Consider the following 20,694-nt stretch of genomic DNA (forward strand, 5'->3'; position numbering starts at 1 on the left):
GAAGGACCGACAAGCTCCATATCATTTTTATTTACGGATACACTACGCACAAAAAATTGATGAGTTTAGTCCCAGCAGACATTTGACAAAAAATCACTGAGCCTCCAAATTGAAACAATGTCGAGGTATCACTTGATTGAATCCTGGATTGCAGAAAATAAATTAGGAGGAGCTGAACAACTCAATACGCGGACATTGCGATTGGATCGGGGTGGCTAACACACCTATACTTGGGGCTGTTTTTATAATGGTCATGTTTTGGTCTTTCAGGCCATTTTTTCCTGAGCATCGATCCCGATGGATTATATAGAATCCGCATTTGCTTCTTTACAAAGGTGTATTAAGTGAAGTAACCACTCATGGATGGTTTGTCCGATTTGATTCTAAAAGGGATCATTCCGGGATTGAGCGGCGTACTTGTTTTATACCGCAAATTGCCTTGTTGTTTTTAATAATCGGATGGATGGAAGAATTGGGATACATGGCCGGAGTTGTTTACATGTTTGATCACATTCTCCCGCAAATTCAGATTAAATGGAAGATCACTAGTTGGATTGATCAGTGGCGGAGCATGTACAATTCCTGCCATCTTGTCAACGCGAAATATCAATAATAAAGAAATCGTTTGGTCACCATGTTTGTGATCCGCTGTTCCATGTTCTGCCCGTATTCCGGTATACACTGCATTGATTGGTTTTGTGGTGCCCTTGAAGAAGTTTTTGGAATATTCAACAGTCAGGGCATTGCATTCATGGGATTGTACTGCCTGGGTATACTGGCTTTACTTACAGCTGCGATCATTCGATTTTTTGTAAAATCAGATGATTTGAGTTATTTGATTTACAACTTCCAGACTATCGGTGGCCTAGTTTGAAGAATGTTCTGCTGGTTTGTTTATGATAAAGTGAGAACATTTGTCATACGAGACAGGAGCATCATTTTGATGATCAGTGTTGTTTTTGTGTGGTTTTGGAAAGCTTTTCCTGGAGCGGCGGTGCAACAAGTTGAAACGGATTGCGGGAAAAGGCAGATTAGAACAATTAGATCCGATACAATTGGAAAATGAAATAGATGCAACGAAGTTGGAGCATTCTTTGCCGGAAAAATTGGAAAATTTATAGAGCCCGTATTTGAACCGCTCTCGGATTTGATTGGAAAATTTCCATTGCATTGATCACTTCATTTGCAGCCCGTGAAGTTTTTGTAGGAACCATGTCAACTATTTACAGTTTGGGTACTTCTGAAAATGAAGTTTTATTGAGACAAAAATGGCGCAGAATTGCGACCGGATGGATCTGTATTTTATAATTCAAAAACAAGTTTGTCTTTGATCCTCTTTTATGCATTTGCCATGCATGCCTCGCGAGTACATTGCCGTCATGTGGAAAGAAACGAAGAGCAGGAGGTGGCCTGTAATTCAATTTGTTTATATGGGAGCACTTGCTTATCTCAGCTCTCCTGAATTTAGCCTATCATTTTTTTAACGGCTCGTATCTGGTGAAGCACCGGTAAAATTTGTGGATTTGCCGGCGGTGGTGTTTGTGTTGCAGGTTGAGCTTGATGCAAGCCTTCTACTTTATAAACCAAATATTCAGTATCCCCACGCAGTGAAAATTTTAATGTATTTTTGTTTATAGTGTAAGGTGACTTTGCTGCCTGATTTGGAGGCTTCTTCAGCATCTTTTGCTACTTTAGAATTGGTCACAGAAAAATACCAAACATTATCAGATGGTAAACCTTTAGCAGCAGTGCCTCAAGAATCAAAATTCAATTCGCCTTCATAAGTTTTGAAAACATATCCCTTGTGACTGATTTTCGTTACGTATCCTGTGCGTGTGCCTTCCGCTGTAATCGGCGAAAAACAAAGTAAACAATAAGCTAAACCCAAAGCCACTAAAATCATGAACGTAATTTTTATATAACGCCACCTTTTTTTCCGCTGGTGACCATTTGCTCTTTAATGCTCATTTATCGTTTGTTTAGCGGCAAAGTTATGCCTTCTCATGGTAATATTCAAATGGATATACATCCATAAGATTCAACAAAAAGGATGACAAATAAGTTTCCGCATGGTGTGTGATGAAAGTGAGTGGCTGTTGGGAGTACTTTTGAATGCATGAAGGGTTCCCGCTGATTTCGCAGATAAATTCTGTAGGATGAAGCCAATCTGCGCTTTCTGCGGGAACTAAATCTGGGAAATCTGCGGAACCCCAACGCAAGCATGGTGAAAACCACATAACCCCAATACATATTCATCCACACCTTACTCAAAATCCTAAATTAACGAATAGAAGAAAACCATTTTAGCTTTGCTGTATTTTATAAAATGATCACAAGGAATCTACCACGATTGTCGCCTTAAGCACTGCACCCGGAATGAGTGCCATTGCAGTTATAAGAATGTCGGGTGAAAAATCTGTTGCGATTTTGAAAGCAATATTTTCAGTTAAAAATTTACAACTCAGCAAAGCGCCGCAAATCGTATTTGGAAAAATATGCGACGAAACAGGTGTCGAAATAGATGAGGTTTTGGTGTCTGTTTTTAAAGCTCCACATTCCTATACCGGTGAGGACGTCGTTGAAATCAGCTGTCATGGATCTGTATTTATTATTCACCGCTTACGAATTTGCTCACGCGGTTTGGAGCCGAATGGGCTCAGCCTGGAGAATTCACACAACGTGCATTTCTCAATGGCAAGATGGATCTTTCACAAGCCGAAGCCGTAGCCGATTTAATTGCATCAGAAACGGAAGCATCGCACCGATTAGCGATCAATCAGTTGAAGGGTGGTATACGCAACGAAATCACAGAATTGAGAAGTCAGTTGGTGCAGTTTCAAAGTCTCATTGAATTGGAACTTGATTTTAGTGAAGAGGATGTGGAATTTGCTGACCGGCTGGTTTTTAAAAAATTATTGAATCAAGTAAATAAACGCATCCAGGAATTGCTGGATAGTTTTCAATTAGGAAATGCCATTCGCACTGGAATACTGACGGTGATTGCAGGAAAACCAAATGCCGATGCCATCAATGCGCGGCACATGAAGTCGCTCGTACAAGCCCAGTATGCATTACAAGATGCCGAACGACTGTTAGTTACCAAATGGCGCTACCGATCTGTTGGCACAGTCAATCCGTCGAATGAGTTATGAACTTTCGAAATTAGTGGGGAAATTCACACGGAAGAGATTTTGGGGAATATATTTAGTAAGTTTTGTATCGGAAAGTAACTGCTGTAAACAACTATTAATAACAATATAATAATAATATGTAATGTATTGATAGATAGCAATATAATATAAGTACTATTTATTGTTAGTTATTGTTGTTCTCCGTATTCTTATAATTATTTTGTACCTTTATTGTACCTTGGGGCATGAGGTACAAATTCAGGGCGGTCATTTCCCCTTTTTTTGTCACTTAATGTCCCTTATGTACGCTTAATGACTCTTATTTACGCTTAATGACCTCTAATATCAGGGTACAAAGGATTTGTCAGCTTTGCGGTCAGGATTTTATCGCCCGGACCACTTACACCCGTTATTGTAGTGATACCTGTGCAAAACGAGCGCATAAGGATCAGGTCAGAGTCAATAAAGTAAAGCGCAGTAATGAAGAAACCATTCGGATTAAGGCAAAGCCGATATTAGAAATTCAGGCAAAGCATTTTCTGACGGTGAAGGAAGCAGCAGTATTATTAAATACAAGTCCAAGAAGTATTTACAGATCAATTGAGAAGGGGACTATTCGGCAATGAATTTATCTTTAAGACTAACAAGAATAAAAAGAATAGATATTGATCAATTATTTAATGAAATCTAATAGATAGGCAACTTAAAATGATCCAAAGCAAAATATATGAAGTCAGAGGACAGAAGGTAATGCTGGACTTTGATCTTGCTGAGCTCTATGAAGTAGAAACCAGAGCATTAAAGCAATCAGTCAAACGAAATATAGATCGTTTCCCTAATGACTTTATGTTTCAACTCACAAAAAATTGAGTGGCAAGAGCTTATCACAATTTGTGATAAGCTACCTGAAGGATAAAAATTCAGCCCAGCTACTCCCTTTGCATTTACAGAACAGGGAGTATCAATGCTCAAGCATTTTGAGAAGTAAAAAAGCTATACAGCTAAATATTGCAATAATGAGAGCCTTTGTATTTATAAGGCAGTATGCATTAAGCCATAAGGATTTAACAGAAAAGCTTAAAGAACTTGAAACAAAGTACAACAAGCAATTTAAAGATGTTTATGAAGCACTAAATTACTTGCTACAAAAGGATAAGAAGCAAAAGGAACAACAGGATCGTAAACGAATTGGATTCAAAACGGGAAAAGATCAATAATTCATTCATCCAATGGCCATAAAAGTAAAACTGAGACAAAACCCATTACAGGAAACCGGCAAACTTTGTACCTGGATTATTACCCTGCCATACCACACGGAAACAGGCGAACCAACCCGAAGGGAATTTTTAGGGCTGTACCTTTTTGATAAGGCAAAGAACCCTATTGATAAACAGCATAATAAAGAAACTTTACAGCTTGCTGAGCAGATAAGGCAGAAACGGGAAAACCATTTGAACAAACCCGAAATTTACACAGGGTACGAAAAGGAACAACTAAAGATTAAAGAGCAGGGCGAACAGAATTTTGTTGCCTATTTCAAAAGCCTTGCCGACAAACGCAAAGCTAGTAACCATGATAACTGGGTTTCCGCTTACAAATACCTTGAAGCATTTACAAATGGCAACTTGAAATTTGCAGACCTCAGCGAAAAGTTTTGTAATGAGTTCAAAGAGTATTTACTAACTACCAAAAGCAATAAGAGCAATAAATCAACCCTTGCCCAAAATTCAGCCGTTTCCTATTTTAATAAACTGAAAGCAACCCTGAAACAAGCGTTTAAAGACGGTTATTTACAAAACGACCTGAACGCTAAAATTGAACCCATAAAACAGGCAGAAACCCGAAGGAATTTTTTAACCATTGAGGAACTGAACAGCCTTGTAAAAACGGAATGTAACAACCCTTTATTGAAACGTGCAGCCCTGTTTTCAGCCCTTACAGGGTTGAGGTTTTCAGATATTAAAAACCTTGTTTGGGGCGAATTACACTACAGCGTTGAAAACGGTTATTCAATACATTTTACACAACAAAAAAAAAAGGGTTGAGGTGTTGCCTATTTCCGAACAGGCTTACAGAATAATGGGTGAAAGCAAAGAAACCACCAATAAAGTATTTGAAGGGCTTACTTATTCAGCATACGAAAACAAACACCTGTACCAGTGGATTGAGCGGCCGGAATAAAAAGGATATTACTTTTCATTGTTTCAGGCATACGTTTGCCACCTTGCAACTATCAAAGGCAACTGATATTTACACCGTTTCCAAAATGCTGCGACACCGTGAACTCAAAACCACACAGATTTACGCAAAAATTGTTGATCAAACCAAACGTGAAGCAGCCGACAAAATTGTATTAAATATGCAATTATGGAAGATAAAAGCTATAATTGGCACTCTAAAATTACTTCGATAGAACAGTTCACCATAAAATCTGTGCAGGATACTGTTTTAAAGATTACAAATGGAATTTCGGAAAATTTGGAGAAATTGGATTCATTGGATAGAAAGAAGGAGTTTTGTCAAGCTCTAATTAAGGATATGAAACAAATATTGGCAACTCCTATTTATCCAAATAATGTTAGCTCAAATGTCGAACCATCTATTGTAAATAATTTAATTCCAGTTCCCCAACAAGTTTTAAATTTTCTTTTGGCTGAACTCGAATGGCTAAATAGTTTAAAGAATGAGAGATTGAGCTCAGCTATATTTAGTGTAATTGAATGGGCAACTATATTTTATTACGCAGATGATACAAACTTACTCCCAGATAACCGGATGATTAAAAATCGAATGCTTCAATTTATGAGAAGACATCATGTAAATACGACTATTTCTAATTTTAAAACAAAGTTTTACGAAGCTAAGAAACGTATAAACGAAAGGAAGGATTACCCGATAAAAAACTTGAATTAATTCTACCTTTTCTCAAAGAAAACTATAAACAAACGGTTACTAAAGTTGAGAACGATATTATATTTTTAAAAGAAAATAAGGCCGAAGATTAAGGCTTCATGTTTATTTTTTCAAAAAGTAACTATTATGTAACTGGTTACCTTTTTTTTTTCTTGCACTATTATTTATTAAAAAAATATTAATAATGGAGCAAGTATTTTTTAACGTCCCTTTATCTAAGTTAGAACCAATCTTTAAGCGTTGGATAAAAGAAGCACAAGCAGAAAATTTCCCAATAAAGGGGGAATCCACAAATCAACCTGAACAGCTTTTAACCGTTCAGGAAGCAGCCGAATTTTTAAGCCTTACTGTACCCACAATGTATAGCAAGGTATCAAAAGGTGAATTGCCAGTAATGAAAGGTAGCAAACGCTTATACTTTTCCCGAACCGAATTGCTTGAATACCTTAAACAAGGGCGCAAAAAGTCAAACGCAGAGATTGAAAAGGAAGCCGAAGCTTACCTAAAAAAGAAAGGGGGTAACAATGGATAAAACACTGAGCACCCCCCATCATAAAAGACAGGACGAATGTAATACACCTTTACGGCAGTTACAAACCATATTTAAATACTTACAAGAACATATTGCTACAGCTTCAATGATTGCTGATGCCACAGGTATTTATCAAAAAAATATTTGCAGGTATAAGCGTGATTTAGAAAAGGCAGGGCGACTTTGGGAAACAGAAAAGAAACTATGTAAAAAAACAAGTTTCAAAGCATGGTATTTAACTACCAACCCTAATAATGCCCCGAAGCAATTGTTAACCCAATTAAGCCTTTTCTAATTATGGAACTTAAAACAAATTTTGAACTTGATAAATACGGTATTGGGGTTGAGGATATTAAAACCGAAGCTGAACAGCTAGTTAAGCAAGGTAATGAAGCCAAAGAAAGTAAAGGACTGTTCACCGTTAAAACAGCCAGCCGTTGGATTGAACAGGCGAAAACCCGACCTATTCCAAAAATGCTTTTTGGTGAATTTTGGTTTGAGGGTGAACTATGTATTTTGTTTGCCGACACCAATTTAGGTAAGTCAATTTTAGCCGTGCAAATTGGTAACAGTATAAGCAAGGGCGAACAGATACGGGCTTTAAACTGGAAACACCAAAGCAACTGGTTTTGTACTTTGATTTTGAATTAACTGAAAAACAATTTGAAAACCGATATTCAATAAAGTTTGAACAGCACTACAATTTTGATAACAACTTTATACGGGTTGAAATAAACCCCGATGCCAGCATACCCGAAGCCCAAACCTTTGAGGATTACCTCAACCATTCATTGGAACGAAGTATTACCGAAACAGGGGCAAAGGTTTTAATCATTGATAACCTTACTTACCTCAAAAATGAAACCGAAAAGGCTAAAGATGCTTTGCCCTTAATGAAACATTTGAAAGCATTAAAAAACAAATACGGGCTTTCAATTTTAGCACTTGCACACACACCAAAAAGGGATTTATCAAAACCAATTACCCGAAATGATTTACAAGGCAGTAAGATGCTAATAAACTTTTGTGATAGTTCCTTTTCAATAGGTGAAAGCCACAGCGACAAAAATTTACGATACCTGAAACAGATTAAGCAACGGAACACCGAATGGATTTACGATGCTGAAAATGTTTGTGTTTGTCAAATTGATAAGCCCCACAATTTCTTATTGTTTGAGTTTGTGAATTTCGGTAAGGAATGGGAACACCTGAAACAGCACACCGAAAAGGACAAAGAAAACCTGAACGAAAAGGTAAGCGAACTAAAGCAGCAAGGGCGAAGCCTTCGGGAAATAGGGGCTGAACTGGGTATTTCTCACATGAAAGTAAGCAGAATTATAAAGGACTGTAACACGTTGTAACACCTGTAACACCCTGTTACAACTGTTACACCTGTTACACTAAAGAGGTAAATAATGAGTGAACACCGATACATATTAGAACCATACAAGGGAATGAATACCCGTTACCGTTGCCCAATTTGCCAGCAAAGGGATAAAACCTTTTCCCGGTACATTGATACGGAAACAGGCGAACAAATACACCCCATCGTTGGCAGGTGCAACCGTGAAAGTAATTGCGGCTACCATTACACCCCGAAACAATATTATCAGGATAACAATATTTCATTTTGATACACCCCAGCCCAAAGCATACAAGCCCAGTCCTGTTAAACCTCAACCAAAGCCCGTTTCATTCATTCCTGTTGAGATATTCAAAGCCAGCCTGAACCCCATTGCGTTTGAAACGAACCATTTTGTACAGTTCCTTATTTGCCTGTTCGGGGATGAGGTTGCCAGCCAACTGGTAAGCCGTTATTTTATTGCCACCTCAAAACATTGGAACGGTGCAACGGTATTTTGGCAAATAGATACACATGGCAATATTAGAACGGGCAAAATAATGCTTTACAGCCCCACCACAGGCAAAAGAGTAAAGAACCTTGAACTACCTGTTTACTGGGTACACAAAGCCATTAAACAGCCTGAATTTGAGTTAAGGCAATGTTTGTTTGGTGAACACTTACTTAAGGATAAAACAAAACCCGTTGCCATAGTTGAAAGCGAAAAAACGGCTGTAATTGCCAGCGTATATTTGCCCCAGTTTATTTGGGTTGCCGTTGGCAGCCTTACCAACCTGAACGCTGAAAAGTGCAGCATACTAAAGGGGCGAACTGTTACACTATTTCCCGACCTCAACGGGTTTGAGAAATGGAGCAACAAGGCAAAGGAACTTTCACACATTGCAATATTTACCGTTTCCGATTTACTGGAACGCAAAGCCACCGAAGCCGAAAAGAAACAAGGTTTTGACCTTGCCGACTATTTAATAAAATACGATTACAAAGCGTTTGCCTTACCTGAACCCGAAGCCACCGAACCACCCCCAGCCGTTCAACCATTGGTTGAGGTGAAACCATTTGAGCAGCCTGAACCCGTTTACTATTTCAGTAAGCCCGAACAACTAAAGCCCGAAAGCTGGGAACAGGATATTACCGAACTTGAAAACTACTTTGAAAAAATAGTTCTTTCAACCCAACCTATTTACCATACCTCAAACGAATTACAAGATTTGAAAAACTATTAACCAAAAATTTTAATCGATATGAAAGTAAAAGAAATTGAAAGACTTGAAAGTTACTTTAAAACAGAAAACGAACATTGGAACAGATACACCTTTGAATTGCTTTGCGAAGTATTGTTGCAAGGCAATTTTGAAAATCCTGAAACACCATTACAGCTATTTGATAATGCTGTGAATATTTTAACAAAACAGCACGAAACACCTCTGAAAGCAATTCAGGAATTTTCCAATGATATGGAGAAAGCAAAATTAACCCCAGCACAAAGAATATTTGTTTACGAAAGGGTTTACAAGTTTGTAAGGGTTTCTGATTTCGGGAAAGAGATTTAAGTGAAATAAGGGACTTGTTAAAGAGCCAAACTGAAAGGCTGAAAAATGATAAACCACAGGTTGAGTATAATAAGCCTTTGACCGGGAACATAAGGGACACCCTTAAAGAGTTAATGAAAAAGGAGCTTGAACAGTTACCCGAAACACTTAAAGACCTTGAACCAATACAACGGCTAAACATACTTTGTAAACTTATACCGTTTGTATTGCCAAAGGTTGAAAGCGTTACACATCGACTGGGGGAACCCGATGAATATAAAATACGACAATGGCATGATTAAGTAAAATTCCTTAATGATTTAGGTATCATTTTCTCAAAATAATTATCAATGCCAAAGCCCTGTACTTTCCCAACCTTATACGATGACCTGAAAACGGTTAGTATATCTTTTTTGAAAAAACACGGATATTTAAAGCCGAACCAATGGCAAAGGGGAACAATAACATGGAGCAGGAACGGAAATAAAACAGGCAGTATTTCCATAATTGTAAATACCAAATCCGGAAGCCTTTACCTTGAAATGGATTACAACTGCAATGAAGTCCCGATAAATTACAGAGTGCAACTTGTTTCAGCCCCTTCTAATTTGGGCAAGGGTTTTGTTTGGTATTTCGTTTGCCCCCATTCTGGTAAACGATGCCGAAAGCTATATTTAGCTGACACCTATTTTTGCCACCGTTTAGCGTTTAAGGGTTGTATGTATAAAAAGCAGACATTCAGCAAAAGTTACAGACGACTTGAAAAGGCATTTAGAATATATTTCCAATCAGATGATTTGATTGATCGAATCAGTCAAAAACACTATAAAAAATATTATGCGGGAAAACCAACTAAAAAGTATTTGAGCCATGTGAAGCTTTTGGAAAGACCTGAGAGAGATACTAATAGTTCCTTTATTAAAACACTTCTTGCATAGGTGGGCAGCGACTAATTTTATTTAATTTTTGTCTTGTTTGGCATTTGATTCAAAGTTTCTGCAACTGCACAGATTGTTAATCTTGCAAAATAATTAGCATGACTAAGTTAAATATATTAAATTGCCATATTAATGTATGTAATATATTATAATTTATTTTAATATGATAAATAACCTAAAGCCTAAATTTTGGTTCGCTTTTATTAGTTGTTTTTGGAATTTTTATTTGTGTGCGCAGGAAATTGAGATTATACCTAATTTTAATTTAATAGATCCTGGTGTTAACTCATATTCATTTAGCCCGCTAATGGATTACTATGCACCAAAACCAATAATTTACAATAATAAACTAATAGTTCAGTATCAAACTGATAAAGGAACTATCACATTGCTGAATACGATGGATCAAAATATAACCTTGTTCCATTAATTAATGGGAATGATTTTGGATACTTTGGCCACCCAATTATTTTTGATGATACTTTGTTTATACAGTATAGAAACAGGGAAGGAAATTTTCATTTGGCAAAATATTTTGATAGTAGGATTGAATTGGTAAGTAATTTTTCAAATATTGATTTGGGCTTTGTGGGTCCGCCAATTATTTATAATGACGCACTTTGTTTTATTTACCGTGATTCCAATAATTACTTAAATTTGGTTTATTACAAGGAGGGCAGATTGACTAAGGTTCTCAATCCAGACAATGAGAATAATTTTACAAAAGGAGATGTACAATCATATTATTTATTTAAACCTGTAGTTTTTCAGAATCAACTATTTTATTTATACAGAGACAAGGCATATCATTACCATTTGGCTAAATTTAATGGGAGCACTATTCAATTAATCAGGAATCCAATTAATGGCTCAATGTATTATAGCGAGATTAATAATAATCCATATTTTACGGAATTTGATGGTACACTATTTTTTATTTTCAATCCTTTTAAATCTTTGCAATTAGGTTATTTTGATGGCCAATCAATAACAATTTTGACAAATCCTGATAATGTTTTAGAAAGTAGTTCGGGTGTAAAAGGACATTTATTTGCAACAAATGATTTTTTAATTTTCAGGTATTTAAATAAATTTGGAAAATACCAGTTGTGTAAATGGGCAAATAATAAGTTTGATTTGATTGATAATATATCAATGTCCGACATTGGATATTTAGGATATCCAATTAAATTTGACAACAAAATATATTTTATTTATCACGGATTCAGCAACAGTCAATTAGGGCTACTTGATGAACAAAGCAATAGTATTAAATTAATTGGTGGTAATTCGCCTAACTATTCAATAGCTGATCCATTCGCTAATTTTAAATTCAGGAACGAAATTTATCCGCTATTTGACTTTCAAAATAAATTGTATTTTGGGTATTCGAGCAATATTATGGGTCTGGGTTTTTTTGATGCTAATAATGTAGAATTTGTAAAACGAAATATAAACATGACTTTTTTGCTTTCTTATTATGTGGAATACAATTCCAATTTATATTTTACAGTAGAGCCAACTTCACTGGTTTCACAAAGTATAATCTTGCAAGATTAAAACTTGGTACAACACATGTCAATAATATTAATTCCGATTCCGAATTATCGCTATATCCAAATATAACCTCTAATAATTTGATTTATAGTCCAGATTTTGTGGATCAAATTCAAGTGAATGTCATTTCTATAAGTTCAGGAATTTCTGTTCAGAAATATGTTATAAATGGTGGGTATTTAGATTTGGAGGATTTGCAGAAGGGTGTGTATTTAATTCAATTGCCTTATTTAAAAGGAATAATTAAGAGTGGTAAATTTATCAGGATTTAATATTATTTATTGCTTTTAAAAACCTATGCATTTATAGTTTTCATTATGGGAAAAAATCAAAGTGACAGTAACCAAGAGGCATCTAAAAAAGTTCAAACAAGATCTGCAAATAAAAGAAGCAATGAGCACTTAGACCTACGCAACTTTATTCCAGGTATATTAATAATAGGCGTTTTACTTGGCATTGTAATTATTTTGATATACCAAGTACACTTACCTCAAATTACTAAATTACTGTATAGAATAACTTTATTTACTTTTGGTGTGGCTGTTTTTTCTATTATCTTATTTTATGCATTTAAGAGAAAAGTAACCTCAGTTCTCTTTGGGAGCGATACAGCTAATTCGGGTGGGATTATAGATGATGCTCATAAAATTACAGATGCGCTCACTGAACGATTTACTGAGGCACTACCAAGCGAAGTCCCACCTGATGTTCGTAAACGGATTAAGTTTGTTGTGCCACGACTAATGAATTGGTTTATTTGGAATAGATTTAGAAATTGGTGGTGGCAATGGGTTTTGAGCATTTTCCTTTCTTTAGGAGGTCTAACTGGAACATTATTATTGATAAATCAAAATGAATTACTGCAAAACCAAAATGTTCTCATTCAACGCCAAATGTCCTTAGAAGAAGCTAATAGGCGAAGCGCATTAGTTGTTTTAATGAGTAATATAATGGATAAGGTGGATAAGGAGATTGAAAGGCAACAAATTGGATTGTCAGAAGAACAGATTAGTAACAGGAAATATAAACTTAGCCAGTCTCTAATTGGACAGATTGCGGCATTAAGTCATTCATTTAAACCATATCGATTTATGGATGGAGATAGCTTAATAAATAGGCCGCAAAGCCCAGAAAGAGGTCAATTGTTAATTACACTTTGTTTTCTACCATTGGATAGCTTAACTTTAGCTAAAATTTTTAAAACCGCTACATTTGAAAGTGCCAATTTAGAATCAGCCAAATTAAATTATGCTGATTGGAATAGGGCTGATTTTGAAAGAGCTATTTTGAAGAAGGATAAAATGTTTATAGCAACTTTATTTAAGACTGTGTTAACACTTGACGAAAATCTGGATTCTATTTATTTAAATAAGACTAATTCATTAATGGCAATTTTGATAAGAGCACATTTAAGAGGTGCTTATTTGGCAAATGCAGATTTGGTGGAGGCCAATTTGAGTAATGCTGATTTGAATAGAGGTGATTTAAATGAAGCAGATTTGAGTAAAGCTGATTTGATAAGTGCTGAAATGGCATATGCTAATTTACAGAGTGTCAAGTTAGTGGGTGCTAATTTAACAAATGTTAATTTGACATATTCTGATTTAGAAAATGCTAATTTGAGATATGCTAATTTGAGTCATGCTAAATTAAATTATTCTAATTTGGAAAACGCAAATTTAGATGAAGCTGATTTGAGCTATGTAAATTTTTTGAACACGTATAATTTATCTGTGGATCAACTTTCAAAATCTAAAACTTTATATCAATGTAAAAACTTACATGATTCATTAAAACTATCTTTACAAAAAAGGCATCCTAATTTATTTAAGGCACTTCAATAGTATCACATTATCTATAAATATGTACCTTATTCGTACCTTTATTTTATATCTATTTGATAATCGATTATAAATACATTTTGTATCGGAAAGTAATAAATTTATACAAATTCACAAAAACATATGATAATTTAGCTGAATGTTGATTTTAATGGCCTAGTTGGCTATGAACAAGCTTAATTTGTCTAAATTCGAATGGAGACATAATTCCAATTTTAACATTAGAGTCTCTCGATGTTCGAATGAATGATTCTCAGTAAATCATCAAAATCAGGTTGTCCTGAATAGTAAAGACTTTTCGTAGATTCATATCTTTCTTTAAATTTATCTCTTAACTCGCGATTTGCCAATAGAAAGGCTTCGTTTTCCTTAATTGGGATATCAAAATCAGTTTTGGGGAACCTTAATTTTTTATGTTCTTGATACTGAGGAGTACCAATAAATTCCTTAACTGTTTCGTGTTGCAAAAGCATTGCTACATCATAGTATTGTCTAAGAAAATTTTGCTTGATTTCCCCGGATTCCAATTCATTTCTAAATTTTGTTGCTATTGTTTGAAGCTTTTCGATAAAGGTATATCCTGGGTGATAGCAGGGTATATCAATTGCTCTATTATCAATTATCTCGGACTGAATTTGCGATATAGCCCTATCATAAGTCCAGGAAGAAATAGTAATCTTATTATTGGGAGCCGCTTTATCAAATCCGGCCTCGAGGAGAACTCCTTCTTTTGCTCCTGCTGTTGATGGAAAATAATTTTTATATAATAACCTTATTCCCCCACTTAAATAAGTTTTATCATTATCAAATTCGTGATCCCTAATTATTTTGGAAATACCCTCGATTTCAAACTCCTCGGACAAGTCATCATAAAATTTAATTCTCTTTGCTAATGTAGCTGGATTGGTATTATTGGGATTTAAATTTAATTCCAAACCCGTTGGCGGATGAATGTGAATATCAATGTCCTCTGAAAATCTTTCTATTATTTTATATCCTTTCGATAGGATGTTCCTCCCTTCAATTCATATTCATATCCGTTTACTTTTAAAGCGTATAATACGTGCATAATCCAATAATCCTTTTCAATTAGTCCAGCATCTATATTCATTTCATCACTAAGAATACGGATAATATTTTCAAATTCGGCATGATTATGTAAGTAAACCTTTTTTATGTAATATAAATTAAGCAAATGCAGCAGTAAGAAGTTTTTTTGTTCTTACATTACCATAAAGATTGAGATTGCGGTTCAGATTTCGTTTATTCATTTGCTGAGCCTTTAGCTTTACCTTTGTCAATACCATTTCCTGATCTTCTGCTAAATGGTCAAGATTATTTACTAAATCAACTATTAAATATTCTTCTGTTGCTTTTTTTGGAAAGGCAAACTTTTTATGAAAATGAAAGGAACGTTTACCCAATTTTACTACGCCATGACGTTTCCGGTTATAAACTATTCGTTCATTGTACAATTGTGTAGTTCCTAAACCAAGGCTATTGTAGGCATTAAACGAGGTTATTAAAAAATGATCCTCTTTAAGAAAGGCGCTTACAAGTTTTTTTTCATCTGGAGGTACATTGCCAAAGACACTCTTTTCAGGAACATAGTAAAGCCCTTGAGATAATTTTTCTACTGAGCCATCATCATGAAGTTGCTCCAAATGTCTATCTATCGATTTAGACCAAAGTAATAGATCTTCCCTCCGGTAAACTGTACCTGGTTTAAGTTTTGCTTTTAATTCAAGTATTTTGCGTTCCATGTTTCTATGATTCACAAATTTACAGTATTTAAACCAAAATATATAAAATATAGTTCATAATTCATGCAAAAAATATTATAAATAACAGATAAACAAGCAAATATAATTATGTAGTGTTTCTTTATATAGAGAAGAAAGCTTGACCTTTCCAGAAAAGAAATACAAAATTGTTCCTTATTTATACTAGTATAAAATGTTGATTATCAATATGTATTACTTTCTGTAGTGGAATGTCACTATATATTTGAAGTTTGAGGACGCAATTAGCGACCTCAGAAAGAGGTGGAATTGAAATACTTCCCCCAAACATTTGATGAATCATAATATTTGAATCACTAGTTATACCCTAATTACCCAAATTCAGGCATCATTTTATACCCTACAATTTATATTTTAAAATTGCTTGATTGACTAGGGAGGGATGATATCACAATTTGTGATATCATCCTTGGATAAACGTTCTAAATCTGATTCGCCTGAAGCTTTTGCTGAATACTAGTTTACGACGTTGGTGAATGTATTGAAATAAAAAAGCAAAGATTCACCTGTATTTAAAATATACAAGCATTTATATCGCTTTAGCAATTTCCATTGAATGCTTACCTGCATTTATTTGGTAAAAACGGTACATTCTTCACCATCGTTCGTCTAGCCGAAAATTTTATTTATCGTATTTAAGAACGATATTATGAAATATCGTCTATAAAAGCGATATTTGCACAGACAAATACGATCTATGATTGCAGTCTTAACTGGAGATATTGTGTCCTCCCGAACCAGACCACAGCGGGTTTGGTTGCCCCAGCTTAAAGGGATCCTGAGCCAATATGGAACGGAGGGCAAGAACTGGGAAGTTTACAGAGGCGATAGTTTTCAGATCGCGGTAAAAGCGAACTTGGCTTTGAAATTGGCTATACACATCAAAGCGGGGATCAGGCTAAAGCCCGGATTGGATGTGCGCATAGGTATCGGTCTAGGAAAGCAATCCTCGAAAATCGTTAAAATCACTGAAGCCTCCGGAGAGGCATTTATCAAATCCGGTCAATGTTTTGATAGCTTAAAAAAGCAAAATTTGGCTATTTTGTCGGGAGAAACGGATTTGGACAGGAGTTTGAATGTGATGTTCTCATTGGCTTTACTTACTATGAATGAATGGAGTGTTGCCGTAAGTAAAGTCATCGTCCAGAATCTGGAAAATCCCGGAAAGAGTCAATTGGAAATCGCTAAAAAAATGAAAAAATCTCAAAGCACGGTGAGTGAAGCTTTAAAAAGGGGAGGCTTTGACGAGGTGATGCAGATGGAAATTTATTTTCAGGAACAAATTGCACGTAGCTCATGAATATTATCCTTTTGTTGACATTGGCCCATCTTTTGGGAGATTTTGTTTTACAACCAGAAAAGTGGGTCAAAGATAAAGCCGAACGAAAAGGCCTATCTGTGTATTTGTATTTGCATATTCTCGTGCATACCACATTGTTACTTGCACTATTAAATTTTAATTTGAACTATTGGCCCGTCATTGCGATCATTGCTGGTACTCATTACTTTATAGACTTGTTGAAAGTTTCGCTGAGTGGAAAGTTGAATGGCAAATTTTATTCTTTGCGGACCAACTCTTGCATTTTCCGTATTGTTTGCGCTTGCTCATTATTATTTGCATTTAGCTTTTCAACATGGTTTATATTTGAAGACAAAACAATACTTTTAATTTTGCGGCTTGATTTGTGTGACCAGAGTATCCGCGGTGATCATGATGTTCTTGTTGGCTTCCTGGAAATTTGAAGATTTGGATACAGATGACTCCCTCAAGAATGCAGGTAAGTACATAGGAATGCTAGAGCGTTTATTTGTTTTTGGATTTATTGTCTTAAATCAATGGTCTGCGATCGGGTGGCTGATGGCCGCAAATCCGTTTTCAGATTTAATGATCTTTCAAGGGCAAAGGATCGAAAGCTTACCGAATATTTTCTGATAGGCACTCTAGTTAGTTTTGGATTGGCCATAGGTTTTGCATTGTTATACCAATACTTTCTAAAAGAGATTTCAACAATGATAAACTGATGTGCTTCAAATTTGATTTTATCAATTTCTGAGATAAAATTTCATCCATTTGCTCATTCAGGGAAATTTGATTGAGTTGGGTTATTAATTATGCAGGAAGTCAAGAAAATAGAATAAGTGAATTCACTAACTCTCAAGAATTTGATAGAAGGCATTAATTCAAACTAAGCTAGTTTCTGAATGCCTAAGCAGGATCCTCTCAAACCTGCTCTTTTTGGCATTAAAAATGTATATTTACAGATTAGTTATTCGGAAATCTTTGAGAAATCGTTGGAGTTTGGCTTATCGCAAATTTTGCATTCTTTGCATTTGTACATCATTTAGTAATTTGTCTTTTGCACAATATTACAATGAACACCATATTGCTCCTGCACCCTGGCTGTACTGGCATGATGCAAATGAAATCATACTAGCCACACCTTCAGATACCAACATCAATATCGAAGTCCGTAAAAGTGATGGGTCTTATCTCGCGACACTCACTGCAAAAGAAGGTATGCCGGCAGTTTACAGACCGACAGGTAATTTCAGAGACTTTAACCGCCATACTTTAAATACCAAAATCACAGGGCCGGAATTCATTTAAAAAGCGATCAGATCTTCTCGGTAAACCTTAGAAATGTAGCTTCTGACCAATTGGGTACAGATGCTTACATCAAAGGAAATGCTTCTTTAACCAGCCTTGGGAATCCGGGTATCGGACTAACATTCAGGGTAGGTTATTATCGCGACGGACCCTTGTCATCGGAATTGCCGGTCTATACGATCATGGCAATTTATGACCAAACCCAAGTCTCGATTAACGGAGTATCAACAATAGAATTGAATGCAGGGGAGAGTTACTTATTCAGAAGTGCTATCGGCTCGCTGGTAGAAGCTAGTAAACCTTGCGTCATGAATACCAGTGCATTTATGGACGCTCCCAGGAGGTTGTGGTGATGGTACTTTTGATCAGATTCCTCCTGTGCATAGTTTGGGGAATCGCTATTTTATCGTGCGCACTCAGGGAAATTCCATCAGCGAGCAATCTACCATAGTGGCTACAGAAGACAGAACGGCTATAACAATCAATCGATATAATGCAGCGGTGGTTTTAACATCAACAATGAATATCCTAGCATCTGCCGGAAATTTTTTGACGATCGCGAATGGCGATGGAACAACACCTTTTCCGTGGCCGAAATTGCAAGTGATCAAAAACTGGCTGTATTTACCGGTTCAGCTCAATCTTGTGAAGTGGATATATCAACAAGCTTTCCAGTTTCTTCTCCTGTAATGGATCTAATTTTAGAAACAACCCAATTCAAAGCATATAGAGGAAATGACCTGCCTTATTTTGTTATATCCTGCTCGAAGATGCGAATGCAAGTCAATTTTAATGGCTCAGATTTAGAATCAATTGTTGCGAACCGCAAACAAATCGGAAGAACCAACTGGTATATGATCAATTTCAACAGCAACCAGGTGGGTAATCCTCAAACCATTTCCATTTCGAGTTCCATAAAAATTATATGTACCATCATACAAATTGGTGGTGGCTTTTCCAATGTCGGCTACTTTTTTTCCAATCTCATTGACCAGCCAGCTCTGCCAAATGTTTTGTACCTGAAGCAAGGTGATTGTCCAACGGGTTCTGCTCTGCTTACGGCAGGCAGTAATGGCGCACAATATCAATGGTATCTGGATGGAAAGCTTATTTCCGGAGCCACCGATAGTTTCTTTCTGGCTACGCAAGCCGGCGTTTATCACATAAGCGAACTTTTACCTTGTGGCGAATATCAGGAATCGGCTCCGGTATCTGTTGTGTTTGACAGCATTCTAACGGACGTTCGTATGTTGAAACTTGTGGTGTTTATACATGGCATGATTCTACTTATACGGAAAGTGGAACATATACGATCCTGACACAAAATGTCAAAGGTTTGTGATAGCTTGGCAAATCTTGATTTGTTGATCCATAAAACTTCACAAACTGCTTTATATGAAGTTTCTTCGAAAAATTTACCTGGCCAGCCCGGGGTGAAACTTATGACCAAAGTGGAATCTATCGCGATACCCTTGTCCAATCAATTTGGATGTGATAGTATTCTCATTTTGAATTTGAATATTCTTCAATCCCAGCTTCGAAGTTCTCCATACAGAAGCCTGTAAATCTTATTATTGGCCCGTCTCGGACTTCAATATGATCAAACGGGTGTTTTACCGCGATACCTGGTCAATAGTGTAGGTTGTGATTCAATTCTGGAATTGCAATTGGAAATATCGAAGCCATCTTTTCAAAACTTATCAATTCGATCATGCAAAGACTACACCTGGCCCGTCAATGGAAAAAGTACGATCAAGTGGGGCATATACAGATTTACTTTTGACAGTCGATGGCTGTGATTCGATTTAATGCTTGATTTGGTGATCCTGAGTGAAAATAGAATTGAAGACACGATTCGAACTTGCGGTTCTTTCCGGTGGCATGCTAACGATCACTAGTGATATTCAAAAGTGGAACTTATACCGAATTGTTTAAAAATACAAATGGTTGTGATTCCGCGTCCTGCATTTGAATATACTGGAAATGAGCAGTGATACCGTGCGGATCGGTCAATATAATTAATACCAGTGGCCCCTCAATGGCCGCGATTTTTTATAAAAGCAGGCTTTGTAAGGATACCCTTCAAAATCATTTGGGTTGATTCTGTTGTCTTGTTAAATCTGGCGATTTATCCGGATTATCAAGGAGAGATACGCAAAGGCAATATGGTGAATATTATTGGTATGCAGCAGATACGTTTTAAATACAAGCGATTACCAACTCCGTCTAAAGACGCAACATGCCTGTGACTCTTTAATCGGACTCGCTTACAAATCGATCCCATTATTTATTCACCGATACCATCAGTGCATTGGACCGATATTTTTGGCCAGTTACGAAAACGCTCTATGAAAAGGGTTTATATGAATCCAATTCCCAGACGGTAGATGGGTGTGATTCGCTACATGTCTTGATTTTAAAAATCAGAAAGCGCGGCGATGTTTTTATCCGCTAATGTTTTGCCCAATGGCGATGGGGTC

25 protein-coding genes and 6 pseudogenes are annotated in these 20,694 nt (G+C 36.1%); 27 read left to right on the plus strand and 4 right to left on the minus strand.

Annotated elements, in window-relative coordinates:
- Positions 1–319 precede the first annotated feature (319 nt).
- From IPM92_16445 to IPM92_16455, 3 genes and pseudogenes are all read left to right on the plus strand, one after another.
- Positions 320–613: a hypothetical protein gene (locus IPM92_16445; GenBank protein ID MBK9109912.1), complete on the plus strand. Its 294-nt coding sequence runs from the start codon at positions 320–322 to the stop codon at positions 611–613.
- 12 nt (positions 614–625) lie between these two features.
- Positions 626–874 (plus strand): hypothetical protein, encoded by a 249-nt coding sequence (locus IPM92_16450; protein ID MBK9109913.1) that lies wholly within the window; start codon positions 626–628, stop codon positions 872–874.
- Between the two features lie 266 nt (positions 875–1,140).
- Positions 1,141–1,308 (plus strand): annotated as a pseudogene (locus IPM92_16455) (hypothetical protein).
- Between the two features lie 156 nt (positions 1,309–1,464).
- Here IPM92_16455 and IPM92_16460 read toward each other — a convergent pair.
- The gene (locus IPM92_16460; GenBank protein MBK9109914.1) at positions 1,465–1,680 is read right to left on the minus strand and encodes a hypothetical protein; all 216 of its coding nucleotides are present in this window, start codon (positions 1,678–1,680) and stop codon (positions 1,465–1,467) included.
- Between the two features lie 311 nt (positions 1,681–1,991).
- Positions 1,992–2,237: a hypothetical protein gene (locus tag IPM92_16465; GenBank protein ID MBK9109915.1), complete on the minus strand. Its 246-nt coding sequence runs from the start codon at positions 2,235–2,237 to the stop codon at positions 1,992–1,994.
- A gap of 139 nt (positions 2,238–2,376) precedes the next feature.
- Here IPM92_16465 and IPM92_16470 point away from each other — a divergent pair, with 139 nt between their 5' ends.
- The 15 genes and pseudogenes from IPM92_16470 to IPM92_16540 all read left to right on the plus strand — a co-directional run bounded on the left by IPM92_16470 (position 2,377) and on the right by IPM92_16540 (position 13,807).
- Positions 2,377–2,727, plus strand: a complete 351-nt coding sequence (locus IPM92_16470) for a hypothetical protein (protein MBK9109916.1) — start codon at positions 2,377–2,379, stop codon at positions 2,725–2,727.
- Positions 2,700–3,152, plus strand: coding sequence for a hypothetical protein (locus tag IPM92_16475; protein ID MBK9109917.1), 453 nt, complete (start codon positions 2,700–2,702; stop codon positions 3,150–3,152). The genes IPM92_16470 and IPM92_16475 overlap by 28 nt, the downstream gene beginning before the upstream one ends.
- Positions 3,153–3,463: 311 nt before the next feature.
- A pseudogene (locus tag IPM92_16480) lies at positions 3,464–3,822 on the plus strand (helix-turn-helix domain-containing protein).
- A gap of 59 nt (positions 3,823–3,881) precedes the next feature.
- Entirely contained in the window at positions 3,882–4,001 is a 120-nt protein-coding gene (locus tag IPM92_16485; GenBank protein MBK9109918.1) for an ORF6N domain-containing protein, read from the plus strand.
- Complete coding sequence (locus IPM92_16490; protein MBK9109919.1) at positions 3,998–4,348, plus strand: hypothetical protein; 351 nt, start codon at positions 3,998–4,000, stop codon at positions 4,346–4,348. Before IPM92_16485 ends, IPM92_16490 begins: the two co-directional genes overlap by 4 nt.
- Positions 4,348–5,544 (plus strand): annotated as a pseudogene (locus IPM92_16495) (site-specific integrase). Before IPM92_16490 ends, IPM92_16495 begins: the two are co-directional and overlap by 1 nt.
- Positions 5,499–6,044 carry a hypothetical protein gene (locus tag IPM92_16500; protein ID MBK9109920.1) on the plus strand — a complete coding sequence of 182 codons (546 nt, stop codon included), beginning with the start codon at positions 5,499–5,501 and terminating at the stop codon, positions 6,042–6,044. Before IPM92_16495 ends, IPM92_16500 begins: the two are co-directional and overlap by 46 nt.
- A 184-nt stretch (positions 6,045–6,228) precedes the next feature.
- The gene (locus tag IPM92_16505) at positions 6,229–6,576 is read left to right on the plus strand and encodes a helix-turn-helix domain-containing protein (GenBank protein MBK9109921.1); all 348 of its coding nucleotides are present in this window, start codon (positions 6,229–6,231) and stop codon (positions 6,574–6,576) included.
- Positions 6,569–6,871, plus strand: a complete 303-nt coding sequence (locus IPM92_16510; protein MBK9109922.1) for a hypothetical protein — start codon at positions 6,569–6,571, stop codon at positions 6,869–6,871. The genes IPM92_16505 and IPM92_16510 overlap by 8 nt, the downstream gene beginning before the upstream one ends.
- A 2-nt stretch (positions 6,872–6,873) precedes the next feature.
- A pseudogene (locus IPM92_16515) lies at positions 6,874–7,937 on the plus strand (AAA family ATPase).
- Positions 7,938–8,091: 154 nt separating this feature from the next.
- A complete protein-coding gene (locus tag IPM92_16520; protein ID MBK9109923.1) occupies positions 8,092–9,162 on the plus strand; it encodes a hypothetical protein in 1,071 nt (356 codons plus the stop codon).
- An 18-nt stretch (positions 9,163–9,180) separates the two neighbouring features.
- Positions 9,181–9,489, plus strand: coding sequence for a hypothetical protein (locus IPM92_16525; protein ID MBK9109924.1), 309 nt, complete (start codon positions 9,181–9,183; stop codon positions 9,487–9,489).
- 329 nt (positions 9,490–9,818) lie between these two features.
- The gene (locus IPM92_16530; GenBank protein ID MBK9109925.1) at positions 9,819–10,406 is read left to right on the plus strand and encodes a hypothetical protein; all 588 of its coding nucleotides are present in this window, start codon (positions 9,819–9,821) and stop codon (positions 10,404–10,406) included.
- A gap of 522 nt (positions 10,407–10,928) precedes the next feature.
- Entirely contained in the window at positions 10,929–11,966 is a 1,038-nt protein-coding gene (locus IPM92_16535; protein ID MBK9109926.1) for a hypothetical protein, read from the plus strand.
- 314 nt (positions 11,967–12,280) lie between these two features.
- Positions 12,281–13,807, plus strand: coding sequence for a pentapeptide repeat-containing protein (locus IPM92_16540; protein ID MBK9109927.1), 1,527 nt, complete (start codon positions 12,281–12,283; stop codon positions 13,805–13,807).
- A gap of 218 nt (positions 13,808–14,025) precedes the next feature.
- Here the strand turns inward: IPM92_16540 and IPM92_16545 are convergent.
- Both IPM92_16545 and IPM92_16550 read right to left on the minus strand, forming a co-directional pair.
- Positions 14,026–14,981, minus strand: a pseudogene (locus tag IPM92_16545) (nucleotidyl transferase AbiEii/AbiGii toxin family protein).
- Positions 14,982–14,991: 10 nt separating this feature from the next.
- A complete protein-coding gene (locus IPM92_16550; protein ID MBK9109928.1) occupies positions 14,992–15,567 on the minus strand; it encodes a hypothetical protein in 576 nt (191 codons plus the stop codon).
- A gap of 736 nt (positions 15,568–16,303) precedes the next feature.
- Between IPM92_16550 and IPM92_16555 the strand changes: the two genes are divergently transcribed.
- The 9 genes and pseudogenes from IPM92_16555 to IPM92_16595 all read left to right on the plus strand — a co-directional run bounded on the left by IPM92_16555 (position 16,304) and on the right by IPM92_16595 (position 20,463).
- Positions 16,304–16,906 (plus strand): transcriptional regulator, encoded by a 603-nt coding sequence (locus IPM92_16555; GenBank protein MBK9109929.1) that lies wholly within the window; start codon positions 16,304–16,306, stop codon positions 16,904–16,906.
- A pseudogene (locus IPM92_16560) lies at positions 16,903–17,628 on the plus strand (DUF3307 domain-containing protein). Before IPM92_16555 ends, IPM92_16560 begins: the two are co-directional and overlap by 4 nt.
- 328 nt (positions 17,629–17,956) lie before the next feature.
- A complete protein-coding gene (locus IPM92_16565; protein MBK9109930.1) occupies positions 17,957–18,214 on the plus strand; it encodes a hypothetical protein in 258 nt (85 codons plus the stop codon).
- Positions 18,215–18,264: 50 nt separating this feature from the next.
- Positions 18,265–18,567: a hypothetical protein gene (locus tag IPM92_16570; protein ID MBK9109931.1), complete on the plus strand. Its 303-nt coding sequence runs from the start codon at positions 18,265–18,267 to the stop codon at positions 18,565–18,567.
- Positions 18,533–18,904, plus strand: coding sequence for an IgGFc-binding protein (locus IPM92_16575; GenBank protein MBK9109932.1), 372 nt, complete (start codon positions 18,533–18,535; stop codon positions 18,902–18,904). The genes IPM92_16570 and IPM92_16575 overlap by 35 nt, the downstream gene beginning before the upstream one ends.
- Positions 18,904–19,533, plus strand: coding sequence for a hypothetical protein (locus IPM92_16580; protein MBK9109933.1), 630 nt, complete (start codon positions 18,904–18,906; stop codon positions 19,531–19,533). The genes IPM92_16575 and IPM92_16580 overlap by 1 nt, the downstream gene beginning before the upstream one ends.
- Positions 19,534–19,539: 6 nt before the next feature.
- Positions 19,540–19,779, plus strand: coding sequence for a hypothetical protein (locus IPM92_16585; protein ID MBK9109934.1), 240 nt, complete (start codon positions 19,540–19,542; stop codon positions 19,777–19,779).
- 9 nt (positions 19,780–19,788) lie between these two features.
- A complete protein-coding gene (locus IPM92_16590; GenBank protein ID MBK9109935.1) occupies positions 19,789–20,013 on the plus strand; it encodes a hypothetical protein in 225 nt (74 codons plus the stop codon).
- A 228-nt stretch (positions 20,014–20,241) separates the two neighbouring features.
- Positions 20,242–20,463 (plus strand): hypothetical protein, encoded by a 222-nt coding sequence (locus IPM92_16595; GenBank protein ID MBK9109936.1) that lies wholly within the window; start codon positions 20,242–20,244, stop codon positions 20,461–20,463.
- Positions 20,464–20,694 lie beyond the last annotated feature (231 nt).

This window comes from Saprospiraceae bacterium (assembly GCA_016719615.1).
Taxonomy (GTDB): Bacteria; Bacteroidota; Bacteroidia; order Chitinophagales; family Saprospiraceae; genus Vicinibacter.

Excerpts from the sequence above, each read along its gene's own strand:
- IPM92_16460 (MBK9109914.1), bottom strand. The coding sequence starts at position 1,680 with ATGCTGAAGAAGCCTCCAAATCAGGCAGCAAAGTCACCTTACACTATA.
- IPM92_16555 (MBK9109929.1), top strand. The coding sequence starts at position 16,304 with ATGATTGCAGTCTTAACTGGAGATATTGTGTCCTCCCGAACCAGACCA.
- IPM92_16580 (MBK9109933.1), top strand. The coding sequence starts at position 18,904 with ATGGATCTAATTTTAGAAACAACCCAATTCAAAGCATATAGAGGAAAT.
- IPM92_16485 (MBK9109918.1), top strand. The coding sequence starts at position 3,882 with ATGCTGGACTTTGATCTTGCTGAGCTCTATGAAGTAGAAACCAGAGCA.
- IPM92_16585 (MBK9109934.1), top strand. The coding sequence starts at position 19,540 with ATGTCAAAGGTTTGTGATAGCTTGGCAAATCTTGATTTGTTGATCCAT.
- IPM92_16505 (MBK9109921.1), top strand. The coding sequence starts at position 6,229 with ATGGAGCAAGTATTTTTTAACGTCCCTTTATCTAAGTTAGAACCAATC.
- IPM92_16470 (MBK9109916.1), top strand. The coding sequence starts at position 2,377 with ATGAGTGCCATTGCAGTTATAAGAATGTCGGGTGAAAAATCTGTTGCG.
- IPM92_16525 (MBK9109924.1), top strand. The coding sequence starts at position 9,181 with ATGAAAGTAAAAGAAATTGAAAGACTTGAAAGTTACTTTAAAACAGAA.
- IPM92_16530 (MBK9109925.1), top strand. The coding sequence starts at position 9,819 with ATGCCAAAGCCCTGTACTTTCCCAACCTTATACGATGACCTGAAAACG.
- IPM92_16500 (MBK9109920.1), top strand. The coding sequence starts at position 5,499 with ATGGAAGATAAAAGCTATAATTGGCACTCTAAAATTACTTCGATAGAA.
- IPM92_16540 (MBK9109927.1), top strand. The coding sequence starts at position 12,281 with ATGGGAAAAAATCAAAGTGACAGTAACCAAGAGGCATCTAAAAAAGTT.
- IPM92_16475 (MBK9109917.1), top strand. The coding sequence starts at position 2,700 with ATGGATCTTTCACAAGCCGAAGCCGTAGCCGATTTAATTGCATCAGAA.
- IPM92_16550 (MBK9109928.1), bottom strand. The coding sequence starts at position 15,567 with ATGGAACGCAAAATACTTGAATTAAAAGCAAAACTTAAACCAGGTACA.
- IPM92_16510 (MBK9109922.1), top strand. The coding sequence starts at position 6,569 with ATGGATAAAACACTGAGCACCCCCCATCATAAAAGACAGGACGAATGT.
- IPM92_16465 (MBK9109915.1), bottom strand. The coding sequence starts at position 2,237 with ATGTGGTTTTCACCATGCTTGCGTTGGGGTTCCGCAGATTTCCCAGAT.